Source organism: Yoonia sp. SWMV100 (genome assembly GCF_056108365.1).
Window position 1 is genome coordinate 532,117 of the sequence record NZ_JBWBAQ010000002.1, and the last position, 17,346, is coordinate 549,462.

General features: G+C 57.4%; 19 protein-coding genes. 8 read left to right on the top strand and 11 right to left on the bottom strand.

Annotation, left to right across the window (positions count from 1 at the left end; translation table 11 throughout):
• The first annotated feature begins 56 nt into the window (after positions 1-56).
• The 5 genes from lgt (at position 57) to ACXJGX_RS02770 (ending at position 3,850) form a co-directional block, all read left to right on the top strand.
• Entirely contained in the window at positions 57-935 is an 879-nt protein-coding gene (lgt, locus tag ACXJGX_RS02750) for a prolipoprotein diacylglyceryl transferase (RefSeq protein WP_474778601.1), read from the top strand.
• Complete coding sequence (locus tag ACXJGX_RS02755) at positions 932-1,990, top strand: class I SAM-dependent methyltransferase (protein WP_474778602.1); 1,059 nt, start codon at positions 932-934, stop codon at positions 1,988-1,990. The genes lgt and ACXJGX_RS02755 overlap by 4 nt, the downstream gene beginning before the upstream one ends.
• The gene (gene pgeF / locus ACXJGX_RS02760; RefSeq protein ID WP_474778603.1) at positions 1,987-2,742 is read left to right on the top strand and encodes a peptidoglycan editing factor PgeF; all 756 of its coding nucleotides are present in this window, start codon (positions 1,987-1,989) and stop codon (positions 2,740-2,742) included. Before ACXJGX_RS02755 ends, pgeF begins: the two co-directional genes overlap by 4 nt.
• A gap of 62 nt (positions 2,743-2,804) precedes the next feature.
• Positions 2,805-2,969, top strand: a complete 165-nt coding sequence (locus tag ACXJGX_RS02765; RefSeq protein WP_474778604.1) for a hypothetical protein — start codon at positions 2,805-2,807, stop codon at positions 2,967-2,969.
• 137 nt (positions 2,970-3,106) lie between these two features.
• Positions 3,107-3,850, top strand: a complete 744-nt coding sequence (locus tag ACXJGX_RS02770) for a Hint domain-containing protein (RefSeq protein ID WP_474778605.1) — start codon at positions 3,107-3,109, stop codon at positions 3,848-3,850.
• Positions 3,851-3,853: 3 nt separating this feature from the next.
• Here the strand turns inward: ACXJGX_RS02770 and ACXJGX_RS02775 are convergent, their stop codons facing one another.
• From ACXJGX_RS02775 to ACXJGX_RS02785, 3 genes are all read right to left on the bottom strand, one after another.
• The gene (locus tag ACXJGX_RS02775) at positions 3,854-5,206 is read right to left on the bottom strand and encodes an MATE family efflux transporter (protein ID WP_474778606.1); all 1,353 of its coding nucleotides are present in this window, start codon (positions 5,204-5,206) and stop codon (positions 3,854-3,856) included.
• A gap of 70 nt (positions 5,207-5,276) precedes the next feature.
• Positions 5,277-6,899, bottom strand: coding sequence for a DUF4166 domain-containing protein (locus tag ACXJGX_RS02780; protein WP_474778607.1), 1,623 nt, complete (start codon positions 6,897-6,899; stop codon positions 5,277-5,279).
• The gene (locus ACXJGX_RS02785) at positions 6,896-7,141 is read right to left on the bottom strand and encodes a DCC1-like thiol-disulfide oxidoreductase family protein (protein ID WP_474778608.1); all 246 of its coding nucleotides are present in this window, start codon (positions 7,139-7,141) and stop codon (positions 6,896-6,898) included. Before ACXJGX_RS02785 ends, ACXJGX_RS02780 begins: the two co-directional genes overlap by 4 nt.
• A 170-nt stretch (positions 7,142-7,311) precedes the next feature.
• Here ACXJGX_RS02785 and ACXJGX_RS02790 point away from each other — a divergent pair, with 170 nt between their 5' ends.
• Positions 7,312-7,830 carry a hypothetical protein gene (locus ACXJGX_RS02790; RefSeq protein WP_474778609.1) on the top strand — a complete coding sequence of 173 codons (519 nt, stop codon included), beginning with the start codon at positions 7,312-7,314 and terminating at the stop codon, positions 7,828-7,830.
• A gap of 193 nt (positions 7,831-8,023) precedes the next feature.
• On the opposite strand, the gene ACXJGX_RS02795 is transcribed toward ACXJGX_RS02790, so the two are convergent.
• Complete coding sequence (locus tag ACXJGX_RS02795; protein WP_474778610.1) at positions 8,024-8,713, bottom strand: hypothetical protein; 690 nt, start codon at positions 8,711-8,713, stop codon at positions 8,024-8,026.
• A gap of 231 nt (positions 8,714-8,944) precedes the next feature.
• A complete protein-coding gene (locus tag ACXJGX_RS02800; RefSeq protein WP_474778611.1) occupies positions 8,945-9,829 on the bottom strand; it encodes an NAD-dependent epimerase/dehydratase family protein in 885 nt (294 codons plus the stop codon).
• Between the two features lie 145 nt (positions 9,830-9,974).
• Here ACXJGX_RS02800 and ACXJGX_RS02805 point away from each other — a divergent pair, with 145 nt between their 5' ends.
• Together ACXJGX_RS02805 and ACXJGX_RS02810 are read left to right on the top strand one after the other, a co-directional pair.
• Complete coding sequence (locus ACXJGX_RS02805; RefSeq protein WP_474778612.1) at positions 9,975-11,933, top strand: DNA gyrase/topoisomerase IV subunit B; 1,959 nt, start codon at positions 9,975-9,977, stop codon at positions 11,931-11,933.
• A 9-nt stretch (positions 11,934-11,942) separates the two neighbouring features.
• Complete coding sequence (locus ACXJGX_RS02810) at positions 11,943-12,539, top strand: hypothetical protein (protein ID WP_474778613.1); 597 nt, start codon at positions 11,943-11,945, stop codon at positions 12,537-12,539.
• Positions 12,540-12,794: 255 nt separating this feature from the next.
• Here ACXJGX_RS02810 and ACXJGX_RS02815 read toward each other — a convergent pair whose 3' ends face one another.
• From ACXJGX_RS02815 to ACXJGX_RS02840, 6 genes are all read right to left on the bottom strand, one after another.
• The gene (locus ACXJGX_RS02815; RefSeq protein ID WP_474778614.1) at positions 12,795-13,433 is read right to left on the bottom strand and encodes a DUF3047 domain-containing protein; all 639 of its coding nucleotides are present in this window, start codon (positions 13,431-13,433) and stop codon (positions 12,795-12,797) included.
• 88 nt (positions 13,434-13,521) lie between these two features.
• Positions 13,522-13,911, bottom strand: a complete 390-nt coding sequence (locus ACXJGX_RS02820; protein WP_474778615.1) for a c-type cytochrome — start codon at positions 13,909-13,911, stop codon at positions 13,522-13,524.
• Positions 13,912-13,967: 56 nt separating this feature from the next.
• Positions 13,968-14,651: an ABC transporter ATP-binding protein gene (locus tag ACXJGX_RS02825; RefSeq protein WP_474778616.1), complete on the bottom strand. Its 684-nt coding sequence runs from the start codon at positions 14,649-14,651 to the stop codon at positions 13,968-13,970.
• Positions 14,644-15,900, bottom strand: coding sequence for an ABC transporter permease (locus tag ACXJGX_RS02830; RefSeq protein ID WP_474778617.1), 1,257 nt, complete (start codon positions 15,898-15,900; stop codon positions 14,644-14,646). Before ACXJGX_RS02830 ends, ACXJGX_RS02825 begins: the two co-directional genes overlap by 8 nt.
• A 138-nt stretch (positions 15,901-16,038) precedes the next feature.
• Entirely contained in the window at positions 16,039-16,749 is a 711-nt protein-coding gene (locus tag ACXJGX_RS02835; protein ID WP_474778618.1) for a ThuA domain-containing protein, read from the bottom strand.
• Positions 16,746-17,345, bottom strand: coding sequence for a DUF2937 family protein (locus ACXJGX_RS02840; RefSeq protein ID WP_474778619.1), 600 nt, complete (start codon positions 17,343-17,345; stop codon positions 16,746-16,748). The genes ACXJGX_RS02835 and ACXJGX_RS02840 overlap by 4 nt, the downstream gene beginning before the upstream one ends.
• Position 17,346: the final 1 nt, after the last annotated feature.

A 17,346-nucleotide genomic window follows, 5' to 3' on the forward strand; every position in this document is an offset into this window, starting at 1 on the left:
GGGCCTGCGTACAAGCCGGGTTGACACCGCGCGGACACCGCGAAAGGAATAGCGCCATGTTTGCAAGCATCCCCTTTCCCGACATCTCACCCGAGATCGTGTCCGTCACCATCCTTGGCCGCACCATCGCTTTGCGGTGGTATGCGATGGCCTATGTGGTGGGCATCGCGCTTGGCTGGCAATTGATCAAACTGGCACTGCGCCGCCCGCATCTATGGCGCAACGGTCCCCCCATGCAAATCAGCCAGCTCGAAGATTTGCTGACCTATATCGTTGTGGGCGTTATCGGCGGCGGCAGGCTTGGCTATGTGTTGTTCTATAAACCCGCAGAATACCTGACACGCCCGTTTGATATTTTGAAAATCTGGGAGGGCGGTCTGTCCTTTCATGGCGGTTTCATCGGGGTGATCGTCGGCGTATTCCTGTTCAGCCGCCGCAAAAACGTGCCCCTGCCCGATCTGGCCGATATCATCGCCGTGGCCGCAACGCCTGCGATTCTGTTGGTGCGCTGCGCCAATTTTATCAACGCAGAACTCTGGGGGCGGCCAACGGACCTGCCATGGGGCGTGATCTTTCCGGGCCAAGCCGCGCAATCATGCGCCACGGTCCTGAACGACTGCTCTCGCCACCCGTCACAACTCTATGAGGCGGGCCTCGAAGGTCTGCTTCTTGGCACCCTGCTGATCACCCTCGCCTTCCGGTTTGGCGCGCTGAAAAAGCCGTGGCTGCTGACAGGGATCTTTTTCACTGGCTACGGGATTGCCCGATTCCTGGTGGAATTTGTCCGGCAACCGGACGCACAATTCCAGACCATCGGCAATGAACTGGGACTGGCGGTGCATTATCATGGCTATGGGCTGACGATGGGTCAAACCCTGTCCCTGCCCATGATTTTGATCGGACTGACGGTGGTCGTCCGCGCGTTGCGCCGATGACCCCACTCGCGGCGCAGCTAATCACGCGGATCGGGCGGACGGGCCCGATCACCATCGCCGACTATATGGCCGATTGCCTGATGCATCCCGACTACGGCTATTATGCGACCCGCGACCCGTTGGGCGTTCATGGCGATTTCATCACCGCCCCCGAAATCAGCCAGATGTTCGGGGAACTTATCGGGCTTTGCCTCGCGCAAAGCTGGCTGGATCAGGGCGCGCCAATTGGTATCACTCTGGCCGAACTTGGGCCGGGGCGCGGGACGCTGATGGCTGATATTTTGCGCGCGACAAAAGCCGTGCCCGGGTTTCACGCCGCGCTGAGCGTCCATTTTGTCGAGACCTCGCCCGTGTTGCGCCAAGCCCAAGCCGCAGCTGTCCCCAACGCCATCTGGCACGACACTGTCGTCGATCTTCCCGATGCGCCGCTTTGGCTGGTGGCGAACGAGTTTTTCGACGCATTGCCCATCCGCCAGTTTATGCGTGACGGGAATGGTTGGCGCGAACGGATGGTTGGCGTGACCGACGGGACACTGACAATCGGGCTCTCTGCCGCTGCACCACTCGCGATATTGGACGACAGGCTGGCTGATACCAAAGACGGCGACATGGTCGAAATTTGCCCGGCCTTGTCGGGTATCGTGCAGCAGGTCGGCGACAAGATCGCGCGCTTTGGTGGCACAGCCCTGATCATCGACTATGGCGACTGGACGTCGCAGGGCGACACGTTGCAGGCGCTGTCGGCGCATCAGGCGACAGACCCGCTGGCTGCGCCGGGCACTGCCGACCTGACCGCCCACGTCGATTTTGCACAAATCGCAGCGCACGCCAGCCCCGCCAATTTCAGCCGCCTGACCCCGCAAGGCGTGTTTCTGGAACGGCTCGGCATCACGCAACGTGCCCAAAAACTGGCGGAAAAGTTGCAGGGGACGGCGTTGGAAACACATATATGCGCACATCGGCGCTTGACCCACCCTAGTGAAATGGGCGACCTATTCAAGGTGATCAGTATCTATCCCGTTTCGGCAACCCCGCCTCCCGGATTGGAACCATGACGCTAGACATCATCACCAGCCCCGACCTTGCCAGCACCCCGCACGGGTTTTTTACGCGTCGCGGCGGGGCATCGTCAGGCGTCTATTCGGGGTTGAACTGCGGCTATGGCAGCACAGACCAGCATGAAATTGTCAGCATCAACCGCGCAAGGGTGGCCTCGGCGATGGATGTCGCGCCCGACCAATTGGTCGGTGTGCATCAGGTGCATTCTGCAACCGTGGTGGTGGTGGACGGCCCCCATCAACCTGCGCACAAAGCCGACGCGCTTGTGACCGCGACCAATGGGGTGGTGTTGTCGATCCTGACCGCAGACTGTCAGCCCGTCCTGTTCGCCGACCCACAAGCCGGGGTGATCGGTGCGGCACATGCCGGATGGAAAGGCGCGCTGCACGGCATTTTGGACAACACGGTGCAACAGATGGTGGCGCTTGGCGCAACGGCGGAAAATATCACCGCGGTGATCGGGCCTTGCATCAGCCAACGTGCCTACGAGGTCGGCCCGGATTTCCGCGACCAATTCATCGCAAACGACCCGAGCTTTGGTCGATTTTTTGTGGCGGGTGACGGGGACAGGTTTCACTTTGATCTGCCCGGATTTGGGCTGCTGCGCCTTCAGCAGGCCGGTGTCCGCACCGCCAGTTGGACCCATAACTGCACCTATGCGGACCCCAACCGTTTCTTCAGCTACCGGCGGTCTGTGCATCAAAAAGAGGCCGACTACGGGCGGCTGATCGCGACAATCCGGCTTTGAGACATTTCAAATTTGCAATGATTTTTTGTGTCGTCGCCTAAGTCTTGCCCAGATTTGCAACAATGATACCCCTTGTGCGGTCCAACTTGGCCGATCCACCGGGAGAAACGACAATGCAGAACCGCTGGCTTCACAAAGTCTTTGCCGCGATCACCAATTTTGAGGTGGCGCCACCATGGCAGCGCGGCCAGCGACGCGACACCATGATCAAACGCCGCCACCGCTAAGGCCCAACGGGTGGCAAATTTTCGCCGCCGCGACCCTTCGACTTTTGACAACACGCCAACATTGCAGTCTACGACCCGCTACGACTTCAGCGTGTTACCTGCGTCACTCACGCCTCGACAGCCGCGATAGGACATGTATGACACGATCACTTCCGCCCACTGCAGATAAATCTCGCGCCCCTGACCATCGCATCGTGCGACCAACACGCCGTTACGACGTGTCCTACCTTAACGATGACGGTCAGATCGCAGAATTTTCGCGGGTCGCTCCCGCGCTCCCTGCGTTTGAAAACGCTTTTGCGGCCTTGGGTCGGGGTGCTACGGTCGTGACAGACAACGGACCGATGACGATCGAAGATGTATTGCCTGGCGATCGGATCCGGCTGGCAAGTGGCGAATATGAAACGCTGCTTTGGCGTGGGTCTATTGTGATTCAACAAGGCGAAGCAGATGCACCGGCCAGCAATAACTGCCTGATACGAATTACCGCTGATGCATTGGGGCTGTCGCGCCCGGCACCGGATCTGGTGTTGGGGCCCACCGCACATTTGCTTCACCGCGCGACAGGTGTGCGGACCCTGACGGGCAAACGCGCGGCCTACATCCCGGTGCGCGACTTTGTCGACGGCAGCCAATTTATCGAATTGCGGCCCGCAAACCCGATCAACGTTTATCAACTAGGGTTTGCACGTCAGGAAAGCCTGCTGGTGAACGGGATCGAAATCGAAAGCCTGCATCCGGGGACGTTCTTTGCACTTGGGCTGCGGGGCGATCTGCTGGCGCAGTTTCTGGCGCTGTTTCCACATAAACGCGATTTGGATGATTTTGGCGAAATGCGCTTTCCGCGGCTGCGGTTGCGGGATCTGGAATTGCTCGAATAACGTTCAGGCCATGCGCGCGGCGCGGCTCCAGAACCGCCACAGCAACAAGACAGATGCCACAGCCAACCCCACCACAAGACCCAGCCAAAGCCCAACCGGGCCAAGGTCAAACCAGAACCCCAGTGCATAGCTGATCGGCAGACCAATCACCCAATAGCTAAAGGTCGCCATGATCATGGGCACGGTTGTATCTTGCACACCGCGCAACAGGCCCAGCGCCATGACTTGGGCTGCATCAACAATCTGGAACAATGCAGCGACCATAACAAGCTGACCACCCACCCTCAGGAGGGCCAGACGCTCTGGCTCTTGCGGATCAATAAACAATGACACCAATTGTTCCGGGAACAGCAAAAACAGCCCCGACGTAAACAACGCAAAAACCGCCGACATGCCAATAGCCGTGATCCCCCCCTGCCGCAACGCAACAGAGTCGCGCCGGCCCAACGCGCGGCCAGCACGCACCGTCGCCGCTTGGCTAAATCCGATATGAACCATGAACGTCAGGCTGGCCAATTGGATCGCAACCCCATGTGCCGCCAAGGGGATCGGCCCGATCCAGCCCATCATTACCGCGCTCGCGCTAAACAACCCGCCCTCGGCCAGCGATGTGAGGCCGATTGGCCACCCTAACGCAAAAACCCGTGCTAAAATCTCGCGGTCGCTGCGCCAAAAGTTCTTGAACAACTGGTATTGTGGCAAAACCCATAATGTATAGGCGATCAGGATCAGCATTGACGCGATCGTGACGCATAGCGATGCGATAGCCGCCCCTTTGATGCCCAGCTCGGGCGCGCCCCAATTCCCGAAGATCAGTGCATAATTGACAAACCCGTTCAGCACCGCAGTGCCAACCGTGGCGATCAGCAAAATCGTGATATGCTCCAGCGCGGACAGAAACGATTTGAGCGTCATCACCATCAGCGCCGGAATCATCTGCCACATCGTGATTTGCAGATAGATATGCGCCATGCGCGCCACATCCACGTCTTGGCCCATCGCGATCAGAATATCATCCGCCCAGAAGAACGGTATCGTGACGGCCAGACCGTAGAATATCGACAGCCACAGACCCATGCGCGTCACACGGCGCACTTGGGTCTCGTCGTCTGCCTCGGCGGCAACTGCGACCAGCGGTGTCACCGCCTGCGCAAAACCCGCCCCCACGATGAACACAACAAAGAACAAGGTGCTTGCAATCGTCGACGCGGCCAGCGCGGTCACATCGTACCACCCCAACATGATCGTGTCGGTCATATGGATCGCAAACTGCGCCACATTGCTCAGGATCAGGGGCATCCCCAGTTTCGTAATGGCCCGGATATGATCTGGGTAAGATTGCGCGATACGGTCCATGCAAGAGACTTAGGCCGGATTATTCGCAACGTCCATACGCTAGCTGCGGTGATGATCGCACCGGGGTGGGTTAGCGCGCATCCGCCGACATGTCACGCGCCAGCCAGCCTTGGTATCGGACAAGCAATCCGCCAGTCAGCGGGGCATGTAATGCCACGTCAAACCAGAACTTTCCGTCCTGCTGGTACTCACGCGACACGCTTTTGGGCAGCATGAACTTTGGCATCGGGATCACCCCTATCCGCCCGGCCGTCACAGGGAACTGCAAGCAACCATCACGCACATGCAGACCCATCGTAAACGTCAGCGCACCAAAGCGTTCGGTCATCTGCCCCTTATGCTGGCGTAGAAATGACCCGAACCTCTGCCCGTCAAAGGATCGTTCCCATTTTTCGCCGCCCTCTTGCGGCGTCATCAGCACCTGTACCGCGACTTCTTCCGCAGCCTTGGGAAACCCGACCACAGCCCCCAACATCCGCGTCCATAATGACCTGCCGCGCGTCACCTGCGCCCGCCCGACCCAGCGCCGTGGGCCGTAGACGTCATGCAAATCTGTCACCGCGACTGGCAATTTTGCATAATCCGCACCCAAATGGCGCGCAAACAGCGGTTTGATATCTTCGGTTACCATTTCGGTCGTGACAGCCAAATCGGCCATCCCTTCACAGATCGCCGCCAAAGGCACAACCGCGACAGCAGGTCGCGCGCCAGGCGCAACTGCCGTCACATCACGCAGCACAACCCGCGCCGCCACTGCCGGAATATAAGGCCCATCGCCGCGCGTGGCGACCATGCGCCAGACCCGCCTTTGCCAGCCGGTTTCTGTTTGCAGTGTCACCGCAACAGACATGCCGCCCGCATCTGTGCCAAACCCATACAGCCGCTTGGACAGCCACAAAACCAAACCAACCAACCACCCCGGGATGCCGAACCGCCACCGCCCGCGCAGCATTGAAAACACCGCCAACGCCCAGTTCATCACCGCCAGTTCCAGCCCGGCGCGAAACAGCACGGACCGCGCACCAAACGCCTGCGCAAACAGGCGGTGATCAGGCACTTCGATCATCCATGCCGGGCGCGTAATACCCTGCCCCAAATCAAACGTCGCTGGTCGCGACCAACTGCGCATCGCCACCTTAGCACCGTCAAAATGCACGTCGAAATCGGTGCCGCACTGGTGCAAAATGCTTTCCACCACTGATCGCCCTCGCGGCGCGCGATTGCCCGGCAAAATCGCGGTGCTGATCGTGTCAATCGGCGCGCTCGCGGCCAATGCGGCCACCGCCGCCGACGAAATCGCGGGCACGCTTGACACACCGGACAGCACAAAAACACCCGCTGCCTTGGCCTGCGCATCCAACACGCTGATGCCCGCGCAAAACGCCGGATCATCCGCTAAGTCCAGATAATGCACCCCTTGCGCGATACAGGCAGACGCGAAGCCATAGGGATCCGCGCCGTAAGCATGAAACGGCCCTGCCGCATCGACGACCGCGTCCGGAAAAACGGCCCAAAGCGGGGACAAATCCCCCGACCGATCCACCGCCAAAGCCTGCGCGCCAAACTCTGCCGCCAAGGCCTGCGCCTTCGCGGCCGAACGTCCGGCGACCACCACATCATGGCCATCACGGGTGAGCAGATCGACCAGTTTGGCGCCGAACACGCCGTAGCCCCCCAGGACAACAACCTTCATGACAACAACCTCGCGCGGAACTTCGCATCGGTGATTACACAGACAGCGCCCCGACCGAATATGGCGTACACGTTGCGCGCCAAGAGACCCGTGTCGCGCATCAACGCGGCCACAGTATCGGATTGGATTGGGGTAATCTTAATCTCGCCGGACTTATCCAACCAATGTATCGTCCGCGCGCCCCAACTGCACAAATCACAGGTGGCATCCATCACAGCGGTCGGGGGATGAGACAGGGTCATGCAATCTCCAATTCCCCTCCTTATCAGGTTCCGGGAACGCAAGATCAATAGGCTAGTAGCAGGGCATCAAAGTGACACAATAGGACAAATATACGCGGCGGAGCAGAAATGGATTTTAAACCCGGGAAAGCATCATATGGTTATCCCAAAATTTGCGTGAAGGAATAATAATGCCAATTGTTTTGCTGGTTTTGAGCATTGTCGGGGGTGCCATATGGTTTTGGGTGCGCAACAACCCACGCGACGCCGTGCATGCCGCCCAAGACGCCGTCACCGTGATCAAAAACGCACCGCGAAAACTTGCCTTTCGCAAGCAAACCAATGCGCATCCGGTCGAGGGGATCGACGATCCGCGTATTGCAATTTGCGCCATCGGACAGGCCTTTATCGAACTCGATGACCTGCCCACCATCGATCAGCGTAAAAAAATGCATGTCAATTTGCGAACAACCCTGCGCTGCACAGAGGAAGAAGCCGAAGAAATGCAAGTTTTGGGTCGTTGGCTCATGACCCAATGCCAAGGCCCATCGCCCGCCATCACACGACTTGCGCGCCGGCTTTACAAAATCGACGGCGACGCCTCTTGGGACAAGCTGCAAGACTTCCTTGGCACGTTGGCCGGCGACACGTTATCCACGTCCCAAATCGACGCCATCGCCGAGATCAAACGTGCTTTTGGAAAGAAATAGAACGCACCACCCCGCGTTATCTGAGAACGCGATGCCGCATCCACATTGCGACCCTGATCGGGCGCGGTAACGCCCATACCAATGGGCCGGACGCATCCGATCAGCTGAAAGCAAAGAAAGATTTCCCCTCTGCAAAGTCTGCTCTGCGGACTTAGCCGACCTTGCCGTCCGCGTGACCAAAGATCGCTTCTGATCAATACGGGAAGATTGTACTGAACTCCGCTGCGAAAACCAGTCTCACACTATGGCTATATCGCGTCCGGATTGTTTCGGGCTCTATCAACACATAGATCGAATAATAGCGCTTAGGTGTTGGCATGAACGGCAACAGGCCGAGAAACTCAACAAATTCACTCCTGCCATTCTGATCCGACATATATGTGATACCGTCGGTGGCATATTGATCGCCATTGCTTGGTGGAACAGCCATAAATCGCGATCCGTCAAAGGGTAACGCAGTCAAAAGAATTTCGCACGACCAAAACCCATCAGGCTCAGACGTCAACACCGCAAAGCCGGACCTATCTGGGTCCTGAAATGCACGAACTTTGGCTGTCGCATGCTCATATGGATCAAGGTGTAATATTTCGGACAACTCGTCGATACGCGCGTCCCAGTCACCTTTCGTATCTTCACCAAAGGCGACCGAGTTCCCAAAATTATTCATGACACTGTGATCTTGGCCAAGCTTTTTTAGTTCGGGTGTCGGGCTTGTTTCCGCCCACCCTACCGACAGAATTCGATCTGCAACAACCTCACCACTGACGTTCATATCTACAGCACAGGCTTTAAAAATCGGAAGGTCTGGATGTGCCAACGTCATCGCCATTGCAGGGCTTGCATCAAACAATGCGGCCAGGAACCCCAAAATCCTTGATGACATAACGGCAATTTTCCTTTGGTCCGTTATATGAATATGTGCCTTAGCAATCGTTGGTGCAAAACTACATTGATCGCGCCGCAAAAACAATGGTCGCGATCATCAAATTGTGCGGATGAAATCGGTAAGGCGGACACTCGCTGTAACCCAGAAATTTGGTAAAGCGGGCTCGACGCAGACCTTGACGGCCGATGGGGCCATTAAGGTTGAAACACTTCGACACGAAGCGTCGCCTTATTCCAACACGTCGCGCCATGAATGTTTCGGCGCAAAGCCCACCATCTGCTTCGCTTTGTCATTTGCGTAGAACGTTTCATCGGGGCGCATCTGCCGCTTGACCGGCACACCTTGATAGAATTGCGCAATCACCTCGTCTGATGTGATCCCGACCGACATGTCGTCGTTGGACACGTTAAACACCTCGTAGCCCAAGCCATCTGTTTTCAGGCAGCAATCGACCATATGCCCCAGATCGCGGGCGTCGATATACGCGAATATATTGCGGCGGCGCAGCGCGGGATTGTCCAGATATGCCGGGAAATTGGTGGCATATTCATGCGGCTCGATCACGTTGTTGATCCGCAGGCCGTAAATATCGATACCGGACCGGGCCTGAAACGATTTCGCGGTCGCCTCGTTACAGACCTTGGACATGGCGTAGCTGTCGTGCGGCACCGTCGGGTGATCTTCGTCGATCGGGACATAGTCTGGTTTCACCTCACCATCCGCAAAGCACACGGCATAGGTGGTTTCAGAGCTTGCAAAAATCACCTTGGGAATACCCAGTTTTACGGCCGCTTCGATCACATTGTAGGTGGTGATGGTGTTCTGGCGGAAACATTCGCCATCGGTGCCGATCATCACGCGCGGGACAGCCGCAAAATGCACGACCGCATCGTATTTCGGTACGCCAGTGCCCGCATCCAATTCATGAAAGTCAACGAATTGTGACATCGCCCCAATGACTTGGCCTGAATCCGTCAAATCAATCAGCAGTTCGGACACGTCCAAACCGGATGGGGTTATGTCGGCATTGATGACCGTGTGTCCCTGCCCTTGAAGGTATTGAATGGCATGTTTGCCAGCCTTGCCGCTGCCGCCTGTGAAAAAGATACGCATGTGAATACTCCTGTTTTGGGACACCCTAGCCAGCCTGCGCCGAAGGGCAATGGGTGATCAACCGGCCAGACCTGCCCATTCCGCGATTGCCCCGCCCCGATCTGCCTGCCATATTGGTGCAAACCTAAGAAAAAATGAGCAGACCATGGCCGACGACCTTCTTTCCGGGGCCTCCCCCGACGACTATAACGCCAGCAGCATCGAAGTGCTCGAGGATATGGAGCATGTGCGCCTGCGTCCGGGCATGTATATCGGCGGCAAGGACGAACGCGCCCTGCACCACATGGTCGCTGAAATCATCGACAACTCCATGGACGAGGCCGTCGCCGGACACGCCACATGGATCGAGGTCGAACTGCACGCCAACGGCCACGTTACCGTGCGCGATAACGGGCGCGGCATTCCTGTCGGGCCACACCCCAAAGACCCCAGCAAATCCGCGCTGGAAATCGTGTTTTGTACGCTCAACGCAGGCGGCAAATTCTCGGGCGACAGCTATCAAACTTCGGGCGGTCTGCACGGCGTTGGATCGTCCGTGGTCAACGCGCTGTCCGATCACCTGCGCGTCGAAGTCGCCCAGAACAAAGAACTGTTCATGATGGAATTTTCGCGCGGTGTGCCCCAAGCCCCGCTTGCCAAAATCGGCGCGGCCCCCAACCGGCGCGGCACATCCGTTACCTTCCACCCCGACGCGCAGATCTTTGGCAACCTCACGCTAAAGCCCAAGACGTTGTTCAAAATGGCGCGTTCCAAGGCCTACCTGTTCTCGGGCGTTGAAATCCGTTGGAAAACCGGCATCAACGACGGCGACACCCCGCTGAGCGCTACTTTCAAATTCCCCGGCGGTCTGGCCGATTACCTGTCCGAAGTATTTGCGGGCGCGACCACCTATTCCGACAAACCCTTTGCAGGCACCGTGTCCTTTCAGGATAAATTCAACGTCCCCGGCAAGGTCGAATGGGCGATCAACTGGACGCCCACCCGCGACGGTTTCATGCAATCCTATTGTAACACCGTCCCCACCCCCGAAGGCGGCACCCACGAGGCCGGTTTTTGGGCCGCCATCCTTAAGGGGATCAAAGCCTACGGCGAACGGGTCGCCAACAAAAAGGCAGGGCTGATCACCCGCGAAGACCTGACCGCAGGGGCTGGCGCCTTGGTGTCCTGCTTTATCCGCGAACCGGAATTTGTCGGGCAAACCAAAGACCGGCTTGCCACCACTGACGCGCAGCGGATGGTTGACGCCGCCGTGCGCGACCACTTTGACAACTGGCTTGCCGCAGACACGAAATCCGCAGGTGCGATCCTCGACTTTCTTGTGCTGCGCGCCGAAGAACGCCTGCGCCGCAAGCAAGAAAAAGAAACCTCGCGCAAGACAGCGACCAAAAAACTGCGGCTGCCCGGTAAGCTGACCGACTGCACCTCGAAGACCCGCGAAGGCACCGAACTCTTTATCGTCGAAGGCGATTCTGCGGGCGGATCCGGTAAAGGCGCGCGCAACCGCGTGAACCAGGCCCTGCTGCCGCTGAAGGGAAAAATTCTAAACGTTTTGGGCGCGGCGTCGTCCAAGCTGACGACGAACCAGGAAATCAACGACCTCTGCGAGGCGCTTGGCGTGGGCATGGGCACCAAATTCAACGTCGACGATCTGCGCTACGACAAGATCATCATCATGACCGATGCGGACGTCGACGGGGCGCATATCGCGTCCCTGCTGATGACGTTCTTTTTCACGCAAATGCGGCCGATGATCGACCAAGGGCACCTCTATCTGGCCTGCCCGCCGCTTTACCGCCTGACCCAAGGGGCGCGCCGCGTCTACGTGGCCGATGATGCCGAAAAAGACGCGATGATGGCCAAAGGGCTGGGCGGCAAAGGCAAAATCGACGTGCAGCGGTTCAAGGGTCTGGGCGAAATGGACGCAAAAGACCTCAAAGAAACCACGATGGACCCCACCACCCGCAAACTGATCCGCGTCACAATCACCGACGATGAACCCGGCGACACCGCCGATCTGGTCGAGCGGCTGATGGGCAAAAAGCCAGAGTTGCGGTTCCAGTATATTCAGGAAAACGCACGGTTTGCGGAGGAGTTGGATGTTTAGAGGTGAAAGATGATGAAAATTCTTGGCATATTTTTTGCAGTCGCAATCATATTAGGAGCGCTCAGTGTATCTGGGATTATTTCTTATAATCTCTTCCACATTTTTCTGGCAGTCTTTGAGGGCGCGAAAGAGCTCAAGCCCGAAGTATATGTACCGCTGTCAATAACTGTCGCTACTGCCGTTTTTGGATTAACAGCGACACTCTATACGCAAGTTAGCAATCGAAAACGCGAAATTGATTCAGCCTATCGCGAACGAAAGCTGGAAATATACCTTCAGTTCCTTAAGACACTCGAAAAGTTAGCACTTGCCACAAAACCAGAACTTGGTGGCCAGCCCACAGATATTAATAAGTTGACTGTTGAGCTAATGGATATTCGTACAAAGGCTGTACTATGGGGGTCGCCAAAGGTCCTCCAATCAATTTCACAGATGAGTAAAATGAGCGAAGGTGATACAGCCACCATGTTCAAAGTTATGGACAATATACAAAGAAATATGCGTAAGGACTTGGGACTCTCGAATATGGGTCTGGGTGATCTGTTCTTTGTGAAATTATCTCTTACGGATCCAAAGGAATTGGACGTTTTACTACAAGGAAAATGACCTTTTGGTGCAAGTTAGTGAACTTCAAGCACCACCGAAAATTTCAACAAAGGGCAGTGTCGATCCGAGGGGTGGTGCGAAGCGCCGCCCCGTGGGGGCGGATCGGCGCTGCCCGGCGATGCCGGGCGAAAGGTGGACTTGACGACACAAATGCCCGAAGTTTGACGGACGCCAATCCAACCACATAAAACAATGTCATTTACCGAAGCTTCAAGGGGATCATGCGGTAAGCTGGTTTTCCCCACCACCTCCGCATTAGCGCAGGTCGATCGGCCCCAAACCCGCACGGATCACGCTGGCGGTGTCGTCACTGTCTGCTGAAACGGCAAGCCCCACCAACGCCCCGGGCGCACCACCAAATGCCGCGCTATAATCTGCCGCCAGATCAACGCTTTCGCTATACGCCCCTGTTTCCGCTCGGCGCAGGGCAATCGTCACCCCCTGCCCTGCGGGCCCATAAGGCGACGCGATCACCTGTCCACGAGGGTGGTTCCCACCCCATGCATACTGGATGATACGCACTTGATCATTTCCCAACAAACTCCGGATGTTCGCCCCTTGGCTGGCCACGGCTGCACCCTCTGGCAGAAATACGAAATACACCGACACATTGCGGTCATCGCCGCCCTTGACCGACAGGTCGGTCGGCGGCACGGACTGGTCCACCCGCCACGCCCAAGACGCCGCACGCGCGCCCCATTGGTCCCGCGCAACCCGCGTCCATGCCAGCGACACCGCCCCGTCAGACACGATCCCCAGATCGGCGCCAAAGCTGTAATCGTTCGAACGAAACAACTGCAGCCGCTGTTCGGCCCAGCCGGACGTAAACGGCACCGGCGCGGCAATCACAGGGGTCGCAAGGGCAACGCAGGCGGTCAGGGTCAACAGGCGCATCACGGTCTCCAATCTATCAATTGGAAACACCTTACCGCACCCCACCCGCACAGCCGCGCATCATCTGACGATATCACGCGATTGTCAGTCATTCCGCGCGCTGCAGAATCTCCAGATAATCTGTCAGCATCAACAGCTTGGTTGGCACAGGCGTACCCAAACCGTCTTCCTCTACAATCACGGTTTCCCCCATGTCGCCCGCGCCGAACTCTGGCATCGCAACACTAAAGTGCGCGTCGCGCTGCAAGCCGTCGATCGTGCTCATCACCTGATCGCGGGGGAAAACGCCCCCATTGCGCGCCGCAATCAACGTCAAATCAGGTGGCGTTCTATCCAGCCCCCGCGCAAACGGCCCGTCACCACGTGCGTCCGCACCGTGACAGCCTGCACATTCAGCCTGATACAGGCTGGGGCCTGTGTCTGCATCTTCGACGCAAGCCGCCAGCGTCAGCGTGGCCAAGATCATAAAATATCGCATGAATTTGCCTCCTTGTTGCGGGCAGCTTAACGTTGGAAGAACGCTGATGCCATGATCTAAATCATCTCAAGTGTGCCGCCTGACAGACGCACCTGCCGATCCATCCGCGCTGCCAATTCCAAATTGTGGGTCGCAATCACAGCTGCCAACCCGGTTTCGCGTACCAATGTCATCAAGGTTTCAAACACGCGCTCGGATGTCTCGGGGTCAAGGTTGCCCGTGGGTTCATCCGCCAGCAGCAAGGCCGGTTCATTGGCAAGCGCACGACAAAAAGCGACGCGCTGCTGTTCCCCGCCTGACAAAGCAGCCGGGCGATGGCCGGCGCGTGGCGCAATCCCAACTTTATCAAGCAGTTCCATGGCGCGCGTTTTGGCGTCTCCTTCACTTACCCCATTGGCTAACTGTGGGAGAACAATATTTTCAAGCGCAGTAAATTCGGGCAGCAAGTGGTGGAATTGATAGATAAATCCAACCGCCTCACGGCGCACGGCGGTGCGTTTGCGGTCAGACAGGTTGGTCATATCCGTCCCTTGGATCATCACCGAACCCGTGTCCGGTGTATCCAGCAGGCCCGCGATATGGAGCAAGGTCGACTTGCCCGCGCCTGAAGGTGCGACAAGTCCCACCACCTCTCCGGGCTTCACAGCCAGTGACACGCCTTGCAGCACGCGTACCTCTCCGGGTTTGCCGGCTTTGTAGGTCTTGGTCAGGTCGGCCAGCTTCAGTGTGAAATCATTCATAGCGCAACGCCTCGACTGGGTTCATGCGGGCCGCGCGGCGGGCCGGAAATATCGTGATGATCCATGACAAACCAAGCGACAACGACACGGACTTCAAGACGTCTGACAGATGCAGTTCCGCTGGGACACTGTATATCCCACGGATCGACGGGTCCCAAACACCACCACCAGAGACATAGTTCACAAGGCTGAAAATCTGATCCACATAGATCGCGAACAGACACCCCAATACAACGCCAAACAGCGTACCAATCGTCCCGATCCCAGCACCGCAGATAAAGAAAATGCGCAAAATTGACCCCTCTGTCAGGCCCATCGTGCGTAAAATCCCCACATCGCGGCCTTTGTTTTTCACCAGCATGATCAATCCGCTGATGATGTTCATCGATGCAACCAGAACAAGGATCGATAAGATGATGAACATCACATTGTCTTCAATCGTCAGTGCCCGCAGGTAGCGCCCCACACGGTCCTGCCAACTATAGGCCCAGACACCGGCACCCGCTGCATTCGCGATGGTCTGTTTCAGCTCTTCTGACCGGTTGATATCGAACAAACGCACCTCTAGCTCGTCTGCCATGCCATCCCTGTTAAAAATCGTCTGCGCGACGTCAAATGGCAAATAGGCGCGAATTTCGTCGATCTGATACCGACCGGTCGAAAAGATATAGACAACCTCGTAAACGTTGCGACGCAGCGCCTGACCCATCGGTGTCGAAGCGCCTGATCGAATGGTGACTTCAATCTTGTCACCAACCGTAAGGCCCAAATTTGCGGCCAATTGCGACCCAAGCGCGATCCCTTCGGAAAGGCGGTCCAAATCACCGTACGACCGTTCGCTTTGGACGATGGCGTCAGATGCCTTTAAATCCGCAAGGCGAATGCCGTATATATCTGCTAATCCCAACCGGCCTGCGGCACCGGCCATTGCCTGCCCGCGCACCAAAGGGATCACGGTTTCCACACCATCGACATCCATGATCCGATTGGCCATATCGACGTAATCGTCAATCACCCCGCCGGATCGGACCACCGATACATGCGCGTTGGCGCCGACGATTGTGTCCACGAATTCGGACCGGAAACCGGACCGCACCGCCAAAGTTGCGATCAACGCAAAGACCGCCAAGGTCACACCGATCAGGCTGATCCACGTCATCACGCTCACGCCGCCTTCGGCGCGTTTGGCGCGAATGTAGCGCCACGCGATCATCCATTCGAATTTCGCAAAAGGGGCTGTTGCTGACATTGGACCTCGCTAAGAAAATGTGACGGACGCGCCGCCTGTGCGACCGGATATTTCTGCTCCTTGGGCGCGGGTCAACCGCCTATGCGCAATGAAGCAGATTTATCCTTGGGGCTTTGCGGGACGCGGTGACGGGCGCATTTAACCGTGATTGCCCGCATTTTGATACTGGCTCAGGTCCTGCCCTGCACCTGCCGCTTTGCCTTCGGCCGCCCATAGCATTCCGCGGCGCAACATTTCGTAGGCTGGTCCTGTTGCGATGACATCGGCTTGGTGGCCCAAGGCATTGTAATACACCCGACCCAGACCCCACGCCCGCGTCCACGCAACAGGCATATCGACCGGCCCGTTGGGGCTATGGTACCATGTCACAACATCGGTCCGGGTTGTGGCCAGAACTTTGTTCGCCGGATCGACGTGCAAATAATACTGTTCTGTTTCAACTTCAAAATCCGCAATCCCCGCGACGAGCGGGTCATCCGACACAATGTTCACCCTGTGCTTGACGCCGTCCCCCCCCGGATGCGCGACCCAGTTTGCACCTGTGATAAATTGCCACAGCGGGCTGCCACGAAACGCATCACACATGCCGCCGTGACACCCTGCAATCCCGGTTCCGTGCGCCACCGCCTCTGACACATTCGTCGCCATTTCGCGTGTAATCTCGCTCATGGTCCAGACCGGCACAATCAGGTCATAGGTTTGCAATGCTTCTGCGTCGTCAAAGCATGTCAGCGTGTCTGTGACTGTCGTCTTGATCCCTGCCTCGGTCAGCATCGCATCAAAAACCGCCGCGACCTTGTCAGGTTGATGGCCGTCCCAACCGCCCCACGTAATCAATGCTGTCGTCATCTTTTTGCTCCTGATAGTGGGCGGATATGTGATTTATGTTCGGGTACAACAACGGGGCGCGCGACAGGCGGGTCATGCTTGACCACTGGCGCTTTGCGATGCTGCGCAGGCTTGGGTTTTCGGCGAAATGGCAGACGGATCAACCCAATCAACGCGGCAAACGCCGCCCAACCGCCCAAAAAACCGGTTCCGGCAGCAGCGGCGCCAGCCATGCTGAGCGGGACGGCTGGTGTAAAATCATCCCACGCTGCCCCGAGTGTTTCCGGATCCATCATCCGCTGCGGCATCAAAAGCCGGTCAAGCGGGGTCGCATTTTGCAATACGGCAAGGTTTTCAGTCAAACGTGCCTGCCGCGCAAAAGTCGCCCGCAAATCCGCCTGATGGCGGTCGGCAAATCCAGTGCCGCCCAACTGTTCAAGCGCGTCTTCACGCCCCAACCCTTCGGCCAGCGCAGATGCGTCAAAGTCTTTGGCAATGCGGGTCAGTTCGTCCACTTGCCCCGCCAGTCGTTGCATATATTGCTGCGAAAATTCTGGAAATTGCGACAGGCTCGCCGCCCCCGCAAGGCCACCTGCAAGGCAAAGCACGCGGATCATT